This is a genomic window from Nonomuraea sp. MG754425, from assembly GCF_021699195.1.
Classification (GTDB): Bacteria; Actinomycetota; Actinomycetes; order Streptosporangiales; family Streptosporangiaceae; genus Nonomuraea.
Window position 1 is genome coordinate 1 of record NZ_SSXE01000208.1, and the last position, 17,055, is coordinate 17,055.

General features: G+C 70.8%; 16 protein-coding genes and 1 pseudogene. 8 read left to right on the forward strand and 9 right to left on the reverse strand.

The window, feature by feature from the left end:
• The first annotated feature begins 189 nt into the window (after window positions 1-189).
• From FAF44_RS44325 to FAF44_RS44335, 3 genes are all read left to right on the forward strand, one after another.
• Window positions 190-921, forward strand: a complete 732-nt coding sequence (locus tag FAF44_RS44325) for an SDR family oxidoreductase (RefSeq protein ID WP_237109456.1) — start codon at window positions 190-192, stop codon at window positions 919-921.
• A 64-nt stretch (window positions 922-985) separates the two neighbouring features.
• Window positions 986-1,135 carry a hypothetical protein gene (locus FAF44_RS44330; protein WP_237109457.1) on the forward strand — a complete coding sequence of 50 codons (150 nt, stop codon included), beginning with the start codon at window positions 986-988 and terminating at the stop codon, window positions 1,133-1,135.
• Window positions 1,095-2,942 (forward strand): DUF6351 family protein, encoded by a 1,848-nt coding sequence (locus FAF44_RS44335; protein ID WP_237109469.1) that lies wholly within the window; start codon window positions 1,095-1,097, stop codon window positions 2,940-2,942. The genes FAF44_RS44330 and FAF44_RS44335 overlap by 41 nt, the downstream gene beginning before the upstream one ends.
• On the opposite strand, the gene FAF44_RS44340 is transcribed toward FAF44_RS44335, so the two are convergent.
• Entirely contained in the window at window positions 2,936-4,165 is a 1,230-nt protein-coding gene (locus FAF44_RS44340) for an MFS transporter (RefSeq protein WP_237109458.1), read from the reverse strand. The two genes, FAF44_RS44335 and FAF44_RS44340, sit on opposite strands and share 7 nt — an antisense overlap.
• A gap of 57 nt (window positions 4,166-4,222) precedes the next feature.
• Between FAF44_RS44340 and FAF44_RS44345 the strand changes: the two genes are divergently transcribed.
• A complete protein-coding gene (locus FAF44_RS44345) occupies window positions 4,223-4,753 on the forward strand; it encodes a transcriptional regulator (protein WP_237109459.1) in 531 nt (176 codons plus the stop codon).
• A gap of 42 nt (window positions 4,754-4,795) precedes the next feature.
• Here FAF44_RS44345 and valS read toward each other — a convergent pair whose 3' ends face one another.
• On the reverse strand, window positions 4,796-7,324 hold the full coding sequence (gene valS / locus FAF44_RS44350) for a valine--tRNA ligase (RefSeq protein WP_237109460.1): 2,529 nt from the start codon (window positions 7,322-7,324) through the stop codon (window positions 4,796-4,798).
• Between the two features lie 77 nt (window positions 7,325-7,401).
• On the opposite strand from valS, the gene FAF44_RS44355 reads away from it, so the two are divergent.
• The gene (locus tag FAF44_RS44355; RefSeq protein WP_237109461.1) at window positions 7,402-7,686 is read left to right on the forward strand and encodes a DUF4235 domain-containing protein; all 285 of its coding nucleotides are present in this window, start codon (window positions 7,402-7,404) and stop codon (window positions 7,684-7,686) included.
• Here the strand turns inward: FAF44_RS44355 and FAF44_RS44360 are convergent.
• From FAF44_RS44360 to FAF44_RS44370, 3 genes are read right to left on the reverse strand one after another with little or no spacing between them, the layout of a single operon-like run.
• On the reverse strand, window positions 7,619-9,052 hold the full coding sequence (locus FAF44_RS44360) for a trehalose-6-phosphate synthase (RefSeq protein WP_237109462.1): 1,434 nt from the start codon (window positions 9,050-9,052) through the stop codon (window positions 7,619-7,621). The two genes, FAF44_RS44355 and FAF44_RS44360, sit on opposite strands and share 68 nt — an antisense overlap.
• A gap of 18 nt (window positions 9,053-9,070) precedes the next feature.
• Window positions 9,071-10,606: an FAD-dependent monooxygenase gene (locus FAF44_RS44365; protein ID WP_237109463.1), complete on the reverse strand. Its 1,536-nt coding sequence runs from the start codon at window positions 10,604-10,606 to the stop codon at window positions 9,071-9,073.
• Complete coding sequence (locus tag FAF44_RS44370) at window positions 10,603-11,550, reverse strand: MBL fold metallo-hydrolase (RefSeq protein WP_237109464.1); 948 nt, start codon at window positions 11,548-11,550, stop codon at window positions 10,603-10,605. The genes FAF44_RS44365 and FAF44_RS44370 overlap by 4 nt, the downstream gene beginning before the upstream one ends.
• A gap of 98 nt (window positions 11,551-11,648) precedes the next feature.
• Between FAF44_RS44370 and paaI the strand changes: the two are divergent.
• From paaI to FAF44_RS44385, 3 genes and pseudogenes are all read left to right on the forward strand, one after another.
• Window positions 11,649-12,016, forward strand: a pseudogene (gene paaI / locus FAF44_RS44375) (hydroxyphenylacetyl-CoA thioesterase PaaI).
• Window positions 12,013-13,308 (forward strand): phenylacetate--CoA ligase PaaK, encoded by a 1,296-nt coding sequence (gene paaK, locus FAF44_RS44380; protein ID WP_237109465.1) that lies wholly within the window; start codon window positions 12,013-12,015, stop codon window positions 13,306-13,308. Before paaI ends, paaK begins: the two are co-directional and overlap by 4 nt.
• A gap of 4 nt (window positions 13,309-13,312) precedes the next feature.
• Window positions 13,313-13,948 carry a TetR/AcrR family transcriptional regulator gene (locus FAF44_RS44385; RefSeq protein WP_237109466.1) on the forward strand — a complete coding sequence of 212 codons (636 nt, stop codon included), beginning with the start codon at window positions 13,313-13,315 and terminating at the stop codon, window positions 13,946-13,948.
• Here FAF44_RS44385 and FAF44_RS44390 read toward each other — a convergent pair.
• The 4 genes from FAF44_RS44390 to FAF44_RS44405 all read right to left on the reverse strand — a co-directional run.
• Entirely contained in the window at window positions 13,945-14,763 is an 819-nt protein-coding gene (locus tag FAF44_RS44390) for a hypothetical protein (RefSeq protein WP_237109467.1), read from the reverse strand. The genes FAF44_RS44385 and FAF44_RS44390 overlap by 4 nt on opposite strands.
• A gap of 78 nt (window positions 14,764-14,841) precedes the next feature.
• Window positions 14,842-15,141, reverse strand: a complete 300-nt coding sequence (locus FAF44_RS44395) for a DUF4193 domain-containing protein (protein ID WP_020542847.1) — start codon at window positions 15,139-15,141, stop codon at window positions 14,842-14,844.
• Between the two features lie 310 nt (window positions 15,142-15,451).
• Complete coding sequence (locus tag FAF44_RS44400; protein ID WP_237109470.1) at window positions 15,452-16,600, reverse strand: cell wall metabolism sensor histidine kinase WalK; 1,149 nt, start codon at window positions 16,598-16,600, stop codon at window positions 15,452-15,454.
• Between the two features lie 158 nt (window positions 16,601-16,758).
• Window positions 16,759-17,055 (reverse strand): winged helix-turn-helix domain-containing protein (locus FAF44_RS44405; RefSeq protein ID WP_237109468.1); only part of this gene is annotated, 297 nt, incomplete at its 5' end.

Below are 17,055 nucleotides of genomic sequence, written 5' to 3' on the forward strand. Positions count from 1 at the left end.
CCATGAAGGCTGTGACCATGAACGCGGCGACCATGAAGGCCGCACCGGTGAAGGTCATGACGGCCCTGGCCGTGCTGGCGTCCCTCGTCGCCGCCCCCGCCCCGGCCTGAGCGCCGACCCGGCGGTGCAGGGCTCACCACCGGGTACGTCCTTCCGCCGAAGTCCGCGGCCCGCCTAGGATCGGCGCCCATGGAACGATTCGCTCTCGTCACCGGCGCCGGCCGGGGCATCGGCGCGGCGACCGCGTGCGAGCTGGGCCGCCGCGGCTACCAGGTGATCGTCAACTACCGCTCGGACGAACAGTCCGCCGCGACGGTGGTGCAGCGGATCGAGGCGGCCGGCGGGACGGCGCGCGCCGTGCAGGCCGACGTCTGCGACCCGCAGCAGGCGGAACGGCTGGTCACCGGCTGCCCCCGGCTGGACGCGCTGGTCTGCAACGCCAACATCCCCCCGCCGTTCGCGCCGCTGGCCGGCATGTCCTGGGAGGACTTCTCCGGCAAGGTCATCGGCGAGCTGGCCGCGGTCTTCCACGTCACGCGCCAGGCCCTGACGCTCATGGGAGCCGGCGGCCGGATCGTCTACGTCTCCAGCCTCAGCTCCGTGCTGACGCGTCCCGGCGCGATCGCGCACGCCAGCGCGAAGGCCGCGCTCGACGCCTTCGCCCGGCACGTGGCGGCGGAGGCGGGCGCGTCCGGGACCTCGGTGAACGTGGTGGCGCCCGGCGCCGTACGCACCGAGGCGTCCGCGTCCATGCGCACCCCCGAGGTCGAGCGGGCGCTCGCGGAGCACTCGGTCCTCGGCCGGATGCTCGACCCCGAGGACGTGGCCGCGGTGATCGGCTCGCTCGTGGACGGCGGGTTCGGCGCGGTGACCGGCGTACGCATCCCGGTGGACGGCGGAAAGAGCGTCATGTCCGGATAGCCCGCCCGCACACCGCGAAGATCGGGCCTGTGCAAGGGCCGGGACGCGTGTCACCGTCATGCCCATGAAGGCTGTGACCATGAACGCGGCGACCATGAAGGCCGCACCGGTGAAGGTCATGACGGCCCTGGCCGTGCTGGCGTCCCTCGTCGCCGCCCCCGCGGACCCTGAAGATCCGCAACCATCCCGTCCAGGGCCCGGTCTTCTCGGGTGAGCACCAGTACCCGTTCCTGTGCAAGACCGAGCGCGCCGGCCTCGGCCCGCCGGTCGCCGACAACCAGGACGGCCAGGGCATGCGCGTGGCGGACGGCTGGAGCCGGGACTGCTTCGCCCCGACGGTCACCGACCGCCTCTACCGCTCCACCGACGGCGCGTACAAGCCGATGCCCGAGCAGGGCCGCCCCGCCGACCTGGCCACGACCACGCTGCTGGACGGCCGCACGACCGACTTCGTGGTCCGCCGCGAGCGCGGTGTGATCAACCGCTTCCTCTACTCGATCGCCATGCTGGAGGACGGCTGGAACGGCAGGGCCGTGTACCGCTTCGACGGCGGCGTGGCGATCGGCCACGACCAGGGCACGCTGGGCGGCGGCGCGCTCGACCCGTACGGCCTGGGCAAGGGCTACGCGATCCTGCACTCCTCGGGCACCCGCACCTCCACCCACTACAACCTGATCCTGGGCGGCGAGACGGCGCTGATGGTCAAGGAGCGCTTCGTCGAGCGGCACGGCCTGCCGCTCTACACCGTGGGCGTCGGCGCTTCCGGCGGCGCCATCCAGCAGTACATCTACGGCCAGAACCACGGCGACCGGGTGATCGACGCCGCCGTCCCGCAGTACTCGTATCCGGACATGGCCACCCAGACCATCCACGTGGGCGACTGCGAGCTGCTCGAACGCTACATGGACCACAACCCCCGCTGGGCCAGGTGGGAGGAGCGCACGGCGATCATCGGCATGAACGCCAGCGACACGGTCGCGAACCCGTACACGGGCCGGCCGGGCTCCGACGAGTGCGTGACCGGCTGGCGCGGCCTGACCCCGCTGACCATGAACCCCCGCTGGACGAGCAACAACGACCCCGAGTGGCAGCGCATGGACCCGCCGGGCGTCAAGGACACCGTCCAGTGGACGCACTGGGACGACGCGCGCAACGTGTACGGCGTGGACGACCAGGGTTACGCCCGTTCGACCTGGGACAACGTCGGGGTCCAGTACGGGCTGGGCGCGGTGGCCGCCGGGGTCGTCACGCCGGAGGAGTTCCTCGACCTGAACGCGAAGGCGGGCTCGTGGAAGGAGGCGGCCGACATGGTGCAGGAGGGCTGCCCGTTCGCGCCGTCCGCCTGCCCGGCCGACTTCGACCCGTGGAGCGCCCGCAACGCCGACCTGGGCGGCGACCCCGCCCCGAGGCGCACGGGCGACCCGGTCGCGATCGCGAACGTGCGGCGCAGCGGCCTGGTGTTCGGCGGCGACATCGACATCCCGGTGATCGACTGGCGGCACTACCTGGAGGAGCAGCTCGACATGCACAACGCGCACCAGTCGTTCGCCTCCAGGAAGCGCATGCTGGACCACGACGGCCGGGCGGGCAACCAGGTCATCTGGTTCACCGACGCCCGTCCTGACGGGCCGAAGTTCGACCAGACGCCGGAGGCGCTGGCGGTGATCGACGCCTGGATGGCCAACATCCGGAAATATCCGGCGCGTGGCGTGGTCGGCAACAAGCCGCCCCAGGCCGTGGACCGCTGCTTCACCACCGACGGCGCCGAGATCGCCGCCGGCCCGCACGTCTGGGACGGCGTGCTCGACCGCCGCCCACCGGGCGCGTGCACCCAGCGCTTCCCCCTGTACGGCACCTCCCGCACCGTGGCGGGCGGCCCCATCGAGGGCGGTGTCTACAAGTGCCGCCTCCAGCCGGTGGACCGGGCGGTGGCCAAGGGCCTGTACGGCACGTGGCGGCCGACCCCCGCCCAGCGCGCCAGGCTGAAGCAGATCTTCCCGACGGGGGTGTGCGACTACTGACGTACGTCGAGCACGGGCAGCTCCCGCATCCCGCGCAGCGGCGAGGTGAACACCCACAGGAACGCCAGGCAGGAGCCGCAGGCGGCGACGAGCAGCGCGTCCCTGACCCCGATCACCTCGCTCAGCGCGCCGCCGAGCACCCCGCCGAGCGGCAGCGTGCCCCAGACGACGAAGCGGATGGTGGCGTTCATCCGGCCGAGCAGCGGCTCGGGCGTGACGGCCTGCCGGAAGCTGAGCTGGGTGACGTTGTAGATCACCGTGCCCGCCCCGGTGCAGAACTCGAACACCGCGAACAGGATCAGCCGCCAGTCGGCCTGCACCCACGGCAGCACGAACATCAGCGGCGCGGGCACCGCGATGGCCAGCCAGATCGTCGGCCCCTGCCCGAGCCGGGCGGACAGCCGGCGGTTGGCCAGCGCGCCGAGCACGCCGCCGAGCCCGGCCACGGCCAGCAGCAGCCCGATCGTGCCCGCCCCCAGGCCGAGTTCCCTGGCCAGCAGCAGCAGGATCGCCGGCTGGGCCATGGCGCCGAACAGGTTCGCGGTGGCCGTGCAGCCCGCGATGCGGCGCAGCAGCGGGTGCCCGAGCACGAACCTGACGCCCTCCCCGATCTCCTTGACCAGATGGGTGCGGGGCCGCTCCTGGCGCGTCTCCCGCTTGCGGATGGTGCCCAGGCACAGCGCCGACCAGGCGAACCCGGCCACGGTGACGACCAGCGCGAACGGTGCGGTGAGGAACTGGATCAGGTAGCCGCCGACGCTGGGCCCGCCGAGCTGCGCCACCGTGCGCACGACCTCCAGCGCGGAGTTGCCCTCGACCAGCCGCTCACGCCCGACGAGGTGCGGCAGATAGCTCTGGTACGCCGCGTCGAAGAACACGGTGAACACCCCGAGCACGAGCGCCACGACGTAGAGCTGGTAGATCGTCAGCGCGTCGAGCCACCAGGCCAGCGGCACGGAGGCCAGCGCGAGCGCCCGCGCCCAGTCGCTGACCACCATCACGGCGCGTTTGCGCAGCCGGTCGACGATCGCGCCCGCGGGCAGCCCGATCACCACGAACGCCAGCGTCTCGCACGCGGTCAGCACCCCCAGTTCGAGCGCCGAGGCGTGCAGCGCCGTCACCGCGACCAGGGGCAGGGCCAGCAGGAGGAGCTGGCTGCCGACCTGGCTGGCGCTGTCGGCCAGGAACAGTCCGCGGAAGTCGCGATCGTGTAAAAGGTTCACGCCCAGACCGTCTCATGACCGATTGGGAATATTCAACCGGTTATAGGGTGGCCTGTCATGGGCACCAAACGCCGCCCCGCGACCGAGGCCGAGGCTCGCGCGCTGGCCTCCTCGGTGCGGCTGCGCATCCTGCGGCTCTGCCTCGACCGGGCGCTGACGAACAAGGAGATCGCCGACCGGCTCGGCGCCAACCCGGCCACGACCCTCCACCATGTGCGCAAACTGGTCGAGACCGCCTTCCTGGTGGCCGAGCCGAGCCGTCCCGGCCCGCGCGGCTCCACCGAGATCCCCTACCGCGCCACCGGCAAGTCCTGGGAGATGGACGTCCGCGAGAGCGGCGTGACGGGCGCGAACGCCGCCATGCTGGACGCCTTCCTGGAGGAGGTGCGGCTGGCCGACACCGAGGACGTGAGCTTCACCAGGCTCGGCCTCAGGCTCACCGCCCAGGAGCACGCCGAACTGCGCGAGCGGCTGCAGCAGGTGCTCGATGAGTTCCGCGAACGGCGGCCCGCGCCGGACGGGCAGGCGTACTCGTTGTTCGTCGCCCTGCACAAGGACACGGCCAGGGACACCCCCGAAGACGCGTGACGCCGGACGCGGTGAGCGCCCGGCGTCCGTCAGGTGTGCCCGTCAGCCCAGGTGCACCTCGGTCTTGAGCGTGTCGCCGTGGCCGAGCACGAACTCCTCGACGTTGCCCGCCGCGCACAGGTCGTCCTGCGCCTGCCGCAGCAGGTGGGGCTCGGGCGTCCACACGCTCAGCCGCGACACCTCGGCCCGCATCGACAGCTTGGCCTCGGACTTGGCCTTGCGCACCTGCCCGAGCACCTCGGAGGCCGCGGCCAGCACCGCCGGGTCGCCGCCGCCGCGCGCCACGGACGGCCAGGGGGCGTGGTGCACGGAGCCCTCACGCCACCAGGACCACACCTCCTCGGTCACGAACGGCAGGAACGGCGCGAACAGCCGCAGCAGCGTGTCGAGCGCCTGCCGCAGCGCCGCGTGCGCCGACGCGGCGGCCGCGCCCGACTCGTACGCCCGCGCCTTGACCAGTTCCACGTAGTCGTCGCAGAACGCCCAGAAGAAGCGCTCCACGGCCTCGACGGCCCGCGTGTGGTCGTAGGACTCGAACGCCTGTGTCGCCTCGCGCACGGCGTCGGACAGCGCCGCGAGCATGGACAGGTCGAGCGGCTCGGTCACCTCGCCGGCCCTGCCGGCGTCGTCGGCGGCGTGCTCGGCCAGGCCGAGCACGAACTTCGAGGCGTTCAGGATCTTGATGGCCAGCCGCCGCCCGATCTTGAGCTGCCCGGCGTCGAAGGCGGTGTCGACGCCGTAGCGGCCGTTGGCCGCCCAGTAGCGCACCGCGTCGGAGCCGTGCTGCTCCAGCAGGTCGAGCGGGGTGACGACGTTGCCCTTGGACTTGGACATCTTCTTGCGGTCGGGGTCGAGGATCCACCCCGAGATCGCCACGTCGGACCACGGCAGCACGCCGAACTCGGCGTGCGACCTGACCACGGTCGAGAACAGCCAGGTGCGGATGATCTCGTGGCTCTGCGGGCGCAGGTCGGCGGGGAAGACGCGCCGGTGCAGGTCGTCGTCGGTGCCCCAGCGCCCGGCGATGTGCGGGGTCAGCGACGAGGTGGCCCAGGTGTCCATGACGTCGGGGTCGGCCACGAACCCGCCGGGCACGCCGCGCTGCTCCTCGGTGTAGCCGGGCGGCACGTCGGAGGACGGGTCGACCGGCAGCGCGTCCTCGGCGGGCACGATCGGCGCGTCGTGGACGGGCTGCCCCGACTCGTCGACGGGGTACCAGACCGGGAACGGCACGCCGAAGAAGCGCTGCCGCGAGATCAGCCAGTCACCGCTGAGCCCTTCGACCCAGTTGTCGTAGCGCACCCGCATGTGCGGCGGATGCCAGGACAGCTCGCTCCCGCGCGCCAGCAGCGCCTGCCGCAGCTCCTCGTCACGCCCGCCGTTGCGGATGTACCACTGGCGGGTGGTGACGATCTCGAGCGGCTTGTCGCCCTTCTCGTAGAACTTCACCGCGCGCCGCACGGGCCGGGGCTCGCCCTCCAGGTCACCGGACTCGCGCAGCAGCTCCACGATGCGCTCCCGGGCGCTGTGGACGGTCTTGCCGGCCAGCTCCTTGTACGGGTCGGGCTCCACGCCCTCGGGCGGCTCGGGCAGCAGCCGGCCGTCCCAGCCGATCACGGGCCGGGTGGGCAGCCGCAGCTCCCGCCACCAGGTGACGTCGGTGATGTCGCCGAACGTGCAGATCATCGCGATGCCGCTGCCCTTGTCGGGCTCGGCCAGGTGGTGCGCCAGCACCGGCACCTCGACCCCGAACAGCGGCGTCAGCACCGAGGTGCCGAACAGCTCCTGGTAGCGCTCGTCGTCGGGATGGGCGACCAGCGCCACGCAGGCCGGGATCAGCTCCGGCCGGGTGGTCTCGATCCAGACCGGCCCCTTCTCGCCGTAGAAGGAGATCTTGTGGAAGGCGCCGGGCCACTCGCGGTCCTCCAGCTCGGCCTGGGCCACGGCGGTGCGGAAGGACACGTCCCACAGGGTCGGGGCCTCGGCGAGGTAGGCCTCGCCGCGCAGCAGGTTGCGCAGGAACGCGCGCTGCGACACCGCCCGCGACTGGTCGCTGATCGTGGTGTAGAGCAGCGACCAGTCGACCGACAGGCCGACCCGCCGCCACACCTCCTCGAACGCCTGCTCGTCGAGGGCGGTCAGCCGGTGGCACAGCTCCACGAAGTTGCGCCGCGAGATGGAGATCTCCCGCTTGCCGGGCTTGTCCGGCGGCTCGAAGCCGGGGTCGTACGGCAGCGACGGGTCGCAGCGCACGCCGTAGACGTTCTGCACCCGGCGCTCGGTCGGCAGTCCGTTGTCGTCCCAGCCGATGGGGTAGAACACCGACTTGCCGATCATCCGCTGGTAGCGGGCCATGATGTCGGTGTGGGTGAAGGAGAAGACGTGGCCGACGTGCAGTGACCCCGACACGGTCGGCGGCGGCGTGTCGATCGAGTAGACGCGCTCGCGCGGAGCGGACCGGTCGAAGCGGTAGACGCCCTCTTCCTCCCAGCGAGCTACCCATACCTGCTCCAAGCCGTCAAGAGTCGGCTTCTGGGGCATGGTCGGACGGCGTAGCCGCTGTTGAGTCATGCCTCCTTATGGTACGGCTTCGCAGGCCCGCAGGCGTTAGAGACTAGTGTTCGTTACAAAGGGGAAGGGAGATCGACATGGCGGAGGACAAGCCCGATATCGCCTGGCGGGTCATCGGCGGCCTGGTGGGCCTGGTGACCGCGTGGGGGGCGCGGAAGATCCTCGGGTTCGCCTGGGAGAAGGCGACCGGCAAGGAGCCCCCCAGCGACACCGAGTCGCCCGAGGTCAGCATGGGCGAGGCGATCGGTTACGCCGTCCTCATGGGTGTGGGCATGTCCGTGGCGCAGATCGTGGTCAACCGGACCGCCAAGAAGCGCTACGACGCGTGGAAGAGCCTGAAGCAGGTGACTCCAGGGCAGTGAGGAACTCGTTCGCCCAGCGGTCCACGTCGTAGGTGGCGACCCGGCGGCGCATCGTGCGCATGCGCCGGGCCAGCTCGTGCGGCGTGGCCCGCATGGCCGCCAGCATCTGCCGCTTGAGGTCCTCCACGTCGTACGGATTGACCAGGTACGCCTGCCGCAGCTCGTCGGCCGCCCCCGCGAACTCGCTCAGCACGAGCGCGCCGTTGAGGTCGTGGTGGCAGGAGACGTACTCCTTGGCCACCAGGTTCATCCCGTCGCGCAGCGGCGTGACGACCATGAGGTCGGCGGCCAGGTAGAGCGCGGCCAGCTCGTCGTGGTTGTAGGACTGGTGGAAGTACCACACCGGCTGGTAGCCGAGCTGGGCGTGCTCGCCGTTGATCCGGCCGACCTGCAGCTCGATGTCGTCGCGCAGCCGCTTGTACTCCTCCACCCGCTCCCGGCTGGGCGTGGCGATCTGCACGAACACGGCCTCGCCCGGACGCAACCGCCCGTCCTTGAGCAGTTCCCCGAACGCCTCCAGACGGTGGCCGATCCCCTTGGTGTAGTCGAGCCGGTCCACGCCCAGCAGGACGTGCTCGGGGTCGCCCAGCTCCACCCTGATCTCCTTGGCCCGCGCCACGATGTTCGGCTCGCGTACCAGCGAGTCGAGCTGCGCGAAGTCCACGGAGATCGGGAACGCCTGCGTGGTCACGATCCGGTCGTCGAGGAAGATCTCGTTCCCCTTGTACGGCAGCCCGAGCAGCCTGCGGCACAGCCGGCGGAAGTTGGAGGCCCCGCCGGGGAGCTGGAAGCCCACCAGGTCGGCCCCGAGCAGCCCTTCGACCAGCTCCTTGCGCCACGGCAGCCGCCAGAACAGCTCGGTCGGGGGGAACGGGATGTGCAGGAAGAAGCCGATCCGCAGGTCGGGCCGGAGCTTGCGCAACATGGCGGGCACGAGCTGGAGCTGGTAGTCCTGCACCCACACGACCGCGCCCTGCTCGGCCGCCTGCGCGGCGGCCTCGGCGAAGCGCTGGTTGACGCTGCGGTAGGTCTCCCACATCTCCCTGTCGAACACCGGGGGCGCCACCACGTCGTGGTAGAGGGGCCAGAGGGTGGCGTTGGAGAAGCCCTCGTAGTAGAGCTCGACCTCGCGGCCGGACAGGGGGATCGGGATGAGGTTCATCCCGTCCTGCTCGAACGGCTCCAGTTCCTCGTCGGACGCCCCGTGCCAGCCCGCCCACGCTCCGTGGCGGCGTTGCATCACGGGAGCGATGGCGGTGACGAGTCCTCCAGGGCTCCTGCGCCACGAAGCCGTTCCGTCGGCATCGACCGTCCGATCCACCGGCAACCGGTTCGCGACGATCAGAAACGAGCTACGGCCAGTCAACGCAGTCCTCCTATGGGATCAGGTGTCAGGAAAGCCGCCGAGCGCGCGGCTGACAGCGGCCACCACCGATTCCGGCCCCGCGTGAGGGATGATCGCGGCGATGTGGGAATCGGGCCTGATGAGCCATGCCTCATCCGGCCCGGCGCCGAGCCTTCCAGCAAGCGAGCCGGTACCGTCCATCTCCGCGAGCCCGCGTACGGCGAGCGGCGCCCTAATGACCTTGCCCAAGACCTGCGCAAACAAACGCGAATCGCACATATCGCCCAACAGGACGAGGAATCCATCCCGGGCGAACTCCCGCAGCCTGCCCCCGGGCAGCGGCACGTCGGGCAGGATCACGCCCGGCGCGGGCGGGCACGGCGTGCCCTTCGGCGGCCGTCCGGGGAAGGGCCGGGTCGGCTCGGGTGTGGTGAGCGGCGAGTCCACGTACCAGAACGGCTCAGCGAAGCGCCCGGAGTCGACCTCGGCCGCCCGGCCGCCCTCCAGCACCTCCCGTCTGCGCGTGCGCTCCGCCACGCTCCTGGGCGCGAGGAAGCGCATCGTGGCGGTGGTGACCTCCAGGTTCTCCAGCGCGGCGGCGTGCCGCTCGGCGTGGTACGACTCCAGCAACTCCGGCCCGGCCCAGCCGTTGAGCGCGAAGGCCAGCTTCCAGGCCGCGTTCTCGGCGTCCGGCACCCCGGAGTTCAGCCCCCGGGCCCCGAACGGGGCCACCAGATGGGCGCAGTCGCCCGCCAGGAGGACCCGCCCGACCCGCATGCGGGAGGCGACGCGCGAGTGGAAGCGGTAGGTGCTGTGCCAGAGCAGCTCGTACGGCCGACCTCCAATGATTTGCCGGATTTTTCGCGATATATCAATGTCCGTTGGGATGAAGTCCGGCGCGATCTGCCAGTCGATCCGGTACGTGCCCCCGGGGCACGGATGGATGAGCACCTGGCGACCCGGGTTCCACCCGGGATCGAAGTAGAAGCGCCGCTCGTCCTCCCAGCCCGGCAGGTCCGCCCGGACGTCGCAGATCAGGAACTGGTCCGCGAACGTCTCCCCGGAGAAGGCCACCCCGAGCGAGGAGCGCAGCGCCTGCGCCCGAGCGCCCGCGCACACCAGCGCGTACGGCGCGCGCAGCAGCCGCTGACCACAGTGCGCCGTCACGCCGGAGCCGTCCTGGCTCAGCCCGGTGACCTCGTGGTTCCAGCGCACCTCGATGAGCGGCTGGGCGGCGATGGCCGCGTCGAGGATCTGCTCGGTGCGCGTCTGGGAGATGTTCACGCACGCCGGCAGCGGCCCCTCCCGCTCGAACGACCAGGAGAACAGCTCGCGGTCGCGGTAGTAGGTGCGGGCGGTCGTCCAGGCCAGCCCCTCCTCGGCCACCCGGCCCGCCCCGGCGGCGGCCCAGATGTCGAGCACGTCGCGCTGCTGGCAGATGGACTTCGACCCGCCACGCCCCCGCCCCGGCCGCTGGTCCAGCACCAGCACCCGCACGCCCCAGCGGGCCAGCAGCAGCGCGGCGCTCTGCCCGACAGGTCCCGCGCCGACGACGATGACCTGCGGCCCGCTCACGACTGCAACTCGTCCCACACCTGACGGTCGCGCTCCACGGTCCACACGCGCGGCCGTTCGACGCCGTGCAACTCGTCCCAGAGCCTGGAGACGTTGAACGGCAGGCAGTGCTCGAAGATCGGCCAGCGGCCGTAACGCGGCTCCAGAGCCCGGTGCGTACGCTCGAACGCCTCCTTCAGCGACCCCGCCGCGCGCGTCTCGCGTGACATCACGGTCAGGAAGTCGCGGGTCTGCCCGATGGCCGCCGCCACGCCCGCCTCGCCCCTGGCCACCGCGCCCCGGCCGCCGACCAGCGTCCGCGCGCCGAAGGCGGCCACCCGGTCGAGCGTCCCCGACGCCCAGTCGTGGTGGAAGGCGTCGCCGGTGTAGAGGGCGGCCTGCGACTCGACCAGGTCGCCCGCGAACAGGATGCGCCGCTCCGGCAGCCAGGCCACCAGGTCACCCTCGGTGTGGCCGCGTCCGCAGTACTGGAGCACCAGGTCGCCGCGCCCGCCGCCCAGGTCGATCGTGCAGCGGTCGCTGAACGTGGCGGTCGGCCAGGTCAGGCCGGGGATCGAGCCGGGCTCCCGGAACAGGCGGGGCATTCTGGCGTACTCGCTGGCCCAGTCCTCGGCGCCGCGCTCGGCGATCAGCTCGCGGGTCTTCTCGTGCGTCACGATCACGTCCGCGCCGAACGCCGACGCGCCCAGCACCCGGACCGCGTGGTAGTGCGACAGCACCAGGTACCGGATCGGCTTGCCGGTGTGCTCGCGCAGCCGGTCCAGCCAGGCGCGGGCGGCCACCGGCGTGGCCAGCGCCTCGAAGCAGACGAGGAAGTCCTCGCCCTCGATCGCCCCCACGTTCGGGTCGCCCTCGGCGGTGAGCGCGTACACGCCCTCCGCGAGCACCTCCAGGGTCTGCTGCTTCTCGCCGAGATCCGCCGACGAGGCGAACGGCTTGGCCATGCGGTTCACCCTCTTGACAGGGAAGTCAGGACGATGATTTGTTTACCGAACATTCGGTCAGTTGACAAGGGAGACCTGCCTTGGACAGCGCGCGTCGCATGCTGGACGCCGACACCGCCTCCGCCGCCCTGGGCATCGAGCTGACGGAGCTGGGCACGGGCCGGGCGGCGTGCCGGATGACCGTGACCGACCAGATGATCAACGGTCACGGCTGTGTCACGGCGGATACGTGTTCCTGCTGGCCGACACGGCGTTCGCGTGCGCGTGCAACACGTACGGGCCCGTCACGGTCGCGGCGGGCGCGGAGATCACCTTCGTCTCCCCCGCCCACGCGGGGGACGTGCTGGTGGCCGAGGCGGCCGAGCGCACCCGCTACGGCCGCAGCGGCGTCTACGACATCACCGTGCGGCGGCCCGACGGCCAGGTGGTCGCGGAGTTCCGCGGCCGGAGCCGGGAGTTCAGATGAGACTTGGCGATCCCCCCGCGAGCCACGAGCTCGACCCGATCGAGCGGGTGTCCCGCGACGAGCTGATGGCCCTCCAGCTCGAACGCCTGCGGCGGACCCTGCGCCGCGCCTACGAGAACGTGCCGCTCTACCGGGACAAGTTCGACCGGGCGGGCGTGCACCCGGGCGACTGCAGGGAACTCGGCGACCTGGCCAAGTTCCCCTTCACCACCAAGCAGGACCTGCGCGAGTCCTACCCGTTCGGCATGTTCGCCGTGCCGCGCGAGCGGGTCGCCCGGATCCACGCCTCCAGCGGCACCACCGGCCGGCCGACCGTGGTCGGTTACACCAAGGGTGACCTCGACGTCTGGGCGGAGGTGGTGGCCCGCTCGATCCGCGCCTCCGGCGGGCGTCCCGGCGACGTCGTGCACGTGGCCTACGGCTACGGCCTGTTCACCGGCGGGCTCGGCGCCCACTACGGGGCCGAGCGGCTCGGCTGCACGGTGGTGCCCGTCTCAGGCGGCATGACGCCGCGGCAGGTGCGGCTCATCCAGGACTTCCGGCCCCGCGTCGTCATGGTGACGCCGTCGTACATGCTGGCCCTGCTGGACGAGTTCGCCGCCCAGGGACTCGACCCGCGGGAGTCGTCGCTGCGCATCGGCATCTTCGGGGCCGAACCGTGGACCGAGAAGATGCGCGCGGAGATCGAGGAGCGCTTCGACCTGCACGCGGTGGACATCTACGGCCTGTCGGAGGTGATGGGCCCCGGCGTGGCCAGCGAGTGCGTCGAGAGCAAGGACGGGCTGCACGTCTGGGAGGACCACTTCTACCCCGAGACCGTCGATCCGTTCACCGGCGAGCCCGCCGACGAGGGGGAGCTGGTCTTCACCACCCTCACCAAGGAGGCCATGCCGGTCATCCGCTACCGCACCCGCGACCTGACCCGGCTGCTGCCCGGCACCGCCCGCCCGGCCTTCCGCCGCATGGAGAGGGTGACCGGGCGCACCGACGACATGATCATCCTGCGCGGCGTGAACGTGTTCCCGACCCAGATCGAGGAGGTCGTGCTGGGCGTGGAGGGCCTGTCGCCGCACTTCCAGCTCCACCTGAGCCGTCCGGGGCGGCTCGACGTGATGACCGTCAGGGTCGAGGCGCGTCCGGGCTTCACGGCGTGGTCGGAGGCGGGCGAGGTCCTGCGCAGGGCGGTCAAGGACACGGTCGGGGTGAGCGTCGAGATCGAGGTCGTGCATCCGGAGACGCTGGAGCGCTCGGTCGGCAAGCTCAAACGAGTCATCGACAAGCGGGATAATTGACGATATGGCCACCCAGACCCCTGCCCGTCAGCGAAGGCGCGGTCACGACCCCGAGTCCGTGCTGTCCATCGCGGTGGGCGTGTTCAACGAGCGCGGCTACGACGGAACCAGCATGGAGGACCTCGCCAGGGCGCTCGGCGTGACCAAGTCGGCCATCTACTACCACGTGCCGGGCAAGGAGCAGCTCCTGTCCCGGGCCCTGGACCGGGCACTGGACGGGCTGTTCGCGATGGTCGCCGACCCCCGCGCCGGCTCGGGACCGGCCATCGACCGGCTGGAGTACGTCGTCCGGCAGAGCGTGCGCATCCTCATCGACCGGCTGCCGTACGTGACCCTGCTGCTGCGGGTGCGCGGCAACAGCGCGACCGAGCAGGCGGCGCTGGAGCGGCGGCGCGACTTCGACCGGTTCGTCAGCCAACTGGTGAAGGAGGCGGCGGCGGAGGGCGGCATCCGCGCCGACGTGGACCCGGCGCTGGTCACCCGCCTGCTGTTCGGCGCGGTCAACTCGATCACCGAGTGGTACCAGCCGGCGCGCGGCGCCTCGGCGGAAGACCTGTCGGACGCCCTGCTCAAGATGCTCTTCAACGGCCTGCGCGCCCAGCCCTCGCGGCCCGGCGACGGCACGGGGCCGGAGAACTAGGCGTTCAGCTCGCCCCGCGAGGACGGCTCGACCGCCCCGGACCCCGTCGGGGGCATCTTCACCCGCAGATCGTTGCGGATGGCCTCCCCCAGCTTCTTGGTGGCCATGCGATTGAGCGCGCCCCCGGCGACGGCCCCGGTGAGGAACGGCCCGAAGGTGGTCAGATGCCGCCCCAGCGTACGCATGAGGCGATTGCGCAAGGCGGTCTTGGTGGCGGCCCCCAACGCCAGCGACACGGACGCGGGCGCCAGCGGATCGATGCCCCGCTGCCTGGCCCAGGCGGCGGTGAAGGCGATGGCGCGCTGGGTGCCGGTACCCTCGACCCGTACGCCATAGACCTCGTGCAGCTCGGCCAGAAGCTTGACCTCGATGGCGGCGACGACGATGGTCTCGGCGACGAGTTGAGCGGGAGCGGAGAGCAGGAGGGGTGGCGCGGCGAACTCGGCCGCTGCCAGTGCTCCGCCGATGGCGCCGACCGTCATCGTGGCCTTCTGCGCGGTGCGCACCAGGTCGTCGGCGAGTTCTTCGCCGGTGAGGCCGTGATGATGCTCGGCGAGGGTGTGCAGATCCCGGATCGGGATGCGCGGCGCGATGTTGAGGAAGACGTCCGCCAGCCAGCGTCCCCGGCCCGCGCCGGACGCCCGTGCCTTCTTCGCCCCGGCGGACAGCACCTGGGCTAGTCGGCCGAGCAGCCTGCGCCGCTCGGCCGGCTCGAGCTCACCGGACCCGGTGAGCCTGCCTACGAGCTCGCCGACCTCACGTTCGGGGTCGGCGATCTCGCTGCCTGGTTGCTGGTCTTTCTCCGGTACGGCCACGCGGTGCCTCCATATCTCTTGGTCGCGATCGCTCGGGGTTCGTCGGCCGGCGTTCCCCAAGCTCCTTCGCCCCAGGATCTAGGCGGCGCACTCCCGGCAGACCTGCTGGCCGTTCTTCTCGGAGGCCAGTTGGCTGCGGTGGTGCACCAGGAAGCAGCGTGAGCAGGTGAACTCGTCCGCCTGACGGGGGATCACCCGCAGGGAGAGCTCTTCGTTCGACAGGTCCGCACCGGGCAGCTCGAGCGACTCGGCCAGGTCGGTCTCGTCGATGTCGATGCTGCCAGACGACTTGTCGGTGCGCCGCGCCTGGAGTTCCTGGAGACTGTCCTCTCCCAGGTCGTCGTCTGTCTTGCGCGGGCTGTCGTAGTCGGTAGCCATTGTGCTTACTCCATCCCCCTCATCTATATGACTTCGCGCTCATCGCGCGTCTTCTAACGTCCGGGAAGCCCATCTTGTGCCCGTTCCGTCGGGGAGATTTCCCATCGGTACCCCGTGGAAACGGACAACGAACCTCCCAACACGTCAGGGCCTGCTGCCGATGGCAATGGTTAGCCAAATATGGCGAAACCCACAGCCTTGGCGTCATGCACCACCGTGTTCGACGGCACATCCAACCACATGTACGGCGCGAACGAGACGCCCCCAGTGCATCAACACGCTGACGAACGTGCCCGAGCGGCACCTTCGGTCATCGCCGGGGCAGCCGAATGGTCACGACAAGTCCTCCGCCATCACGGGGCACAGCGGCAACATTCCCGCCATGCGCCTGTACCACCGCACGAACGATGGACAGTCCCAGACCCGATCCCTTGGCCGATTCCACGCGGTCCGCGTGAAGCCTCCTGAAGGGCTCGAACAGGCTGTTCACCTCGTACGCCGGCACATGCTGGCCCGTGTTGGCCACCTGAACAACCAAGGCACCGTCCGCCATTCCCGTCCGGATCCAGACTTTTCCATTTTCGGGAATGTTGTACTTGACCGCGTTCTCCAGCAGGTTGCTGACCGACCGCTCCAGGAGGACGGGGTCGCCTGTGGTAGGCGCGCTGACCAGTTCGGTGGTGACCGTGACACCGTGTTCCGCGGCGAACGGAGTGACCTGTTCCACGGCCGTCCGGGCGACGTCCATGATCTCCACGGGCTTGCGAACGGCGAGTTCGCGTTCGCTCCTGGCGAGCAGCAGGAGGCCCTCGATGAGCTTCTCGTTGCGGGCGTTGACCTCCAGGAGGGTACGCCCGAGCGCCTTGAGGTCCTCCGAGGCCGCCGGATCCGACAGGGCGATCTCCAGGACCGTCCGGTTGATGGTGAGAGGGGTGCGCAACTCGTGCGAGGCGTTGGCCACGAACCTGCGCTGGGTGTCGAAGGCGACGTTGAGCCGGGTGAGCATGGCGTCGAAGGTGTCGGCCAGCTCTTTCAGCTCGTCGTTGGGCCCCTCCAGGCCGATGCGCTGGTGGGCCAGCGTGCTCTCGGAGAGCTTGCGCGCCGTGGCGGTCATCCTGGCCACCGGCCGCATCGCCCGGTCGGCCACGAAGTAGCCGATGATCAGCGCCAGGATGCCCACGCCCACCAGCGCCATGATCGCGCTGCGCAGCAACTGGTCGCGGGCGCTCTGGACGGTCGCCTCCTTGGCCAGCATCCACTGGCTCTGCGCGATCGTCGCGTCGATGGCGTTGATGCCTCGTGTGTTGAGCTGCGGCCACTCGGTCACGATGGAGGTGCCGACGATGGCGTACATGGACAGCAGCAGAGCGGCCGCCGCCGCGAACACCAGAGCGCTGTAGGTGAGCGTCAGCCGCCACCGGATGCTGACCTTGTTCGGTAGCTCCTTCACGCGCTCCATGGTGGAGCGTGGGGCCGACGGCTGCCCGAGCGGGGGCGGGCCGTCCCAGACAGGCGGGCCGCTGGGCGGCGGCGCCTCCTGCACGCGGGTGGCCTTCCTCGCCGAATGCGGGCTGATCATCGGATGCGTGGGGCCCGCCTCGCGCTCTGGCCGTTCAGTCACAGTTTGTACCCAACCCCGGGCACAGTCTCGATCACCTGAGGCTCGCCCAGCTTCTTACGCAGCGTCATCATGGTCACCCGGACCACGTTCGTGAAGGGATCGATGTTCTCGTCCCACGCCTTGTCCAGCAGGTCCTCCTGGCTGACCACGGCCCCTTCGGCCCGCAGCAGTTCCTCGAGCACCGCGAACTCCTTCTTGGTCAGCACGACCTCCCGGCCGTCGCGCTCCACCAGCCGCTTGCCGGGGTCGAGCCTGATCCCGGCCCGCTCCAGCACGGGCGGCAGGGCGGGGGC

Coding starts and splice junctions, on each gene's coding strand:
- FAF44_RS44345 (WP_237109459.1), top strand. CDS start 4,223: ATGGGCACCAAACGCCGCCCCGCGACCGAGGCCGAGGCTCGCGCGCTG.
- FAF44_RS44400 (WP_237109470.1), bottom strand. CDS start 16,600: ATGGAGCGCGTGAAGGAGCTACCGAACAAGGTCAGCATCCGGTGGCGG.
- FAF44_RS44330 (WP_237109457.1), top strand. CDS start 986: ATGAAGGCTGTGACCATGAACGCGGCGACCATGAAGGCCGCACCGGTG.
- FAF44_RS44325 (WP_237109456.1), top strand. CDS start 190: ATGGAACGATTCGCTCTCGTCACCGGCGCCGGCCGGGGCATCGGCGCG.
- FAF44_RS44355 (WP_237109461.1), top strand. CDS start 7,402: ATGGCGGAGGACAAGCCCGATATCGCCTGGCGGGTCATCGGCGGCCTG.
- FAF44_RS44385 (WP_237109466.1), top strand. CDS start 13,313: ATGGCCACCCAGACCCCTGCCCGTCAGCGAAGGCGCGGTCACGACCCC.
- valS (WP_237109460.1), bottom strand. CDS start 7,324: ATGACTCAACAGCGGCTACGCCGTCCGACCATGCCCCAGAAGCCGACT.
- paaK (WP_237109465.1), top strand. CDS start 12,013: ATGAGACTTGGCGATCCCCCCGCGAGCCACGAGCTCGACCCGATCGAG.
- FAF44_RS44370 (WP_237109464.1), bottom strand. CDS start 11,550: ATGGCCAAGCCGTTCGCCTCGTCGGCGGATCTCGGCGAGAAGCAGCAG.
- FAF44_RS44395 (WP_020542847.1), bottom strand. CDS start 15,141: ATGGCTACCGACTACGACAGCCCGCGCAAGACAGACGACGACCTGGGA.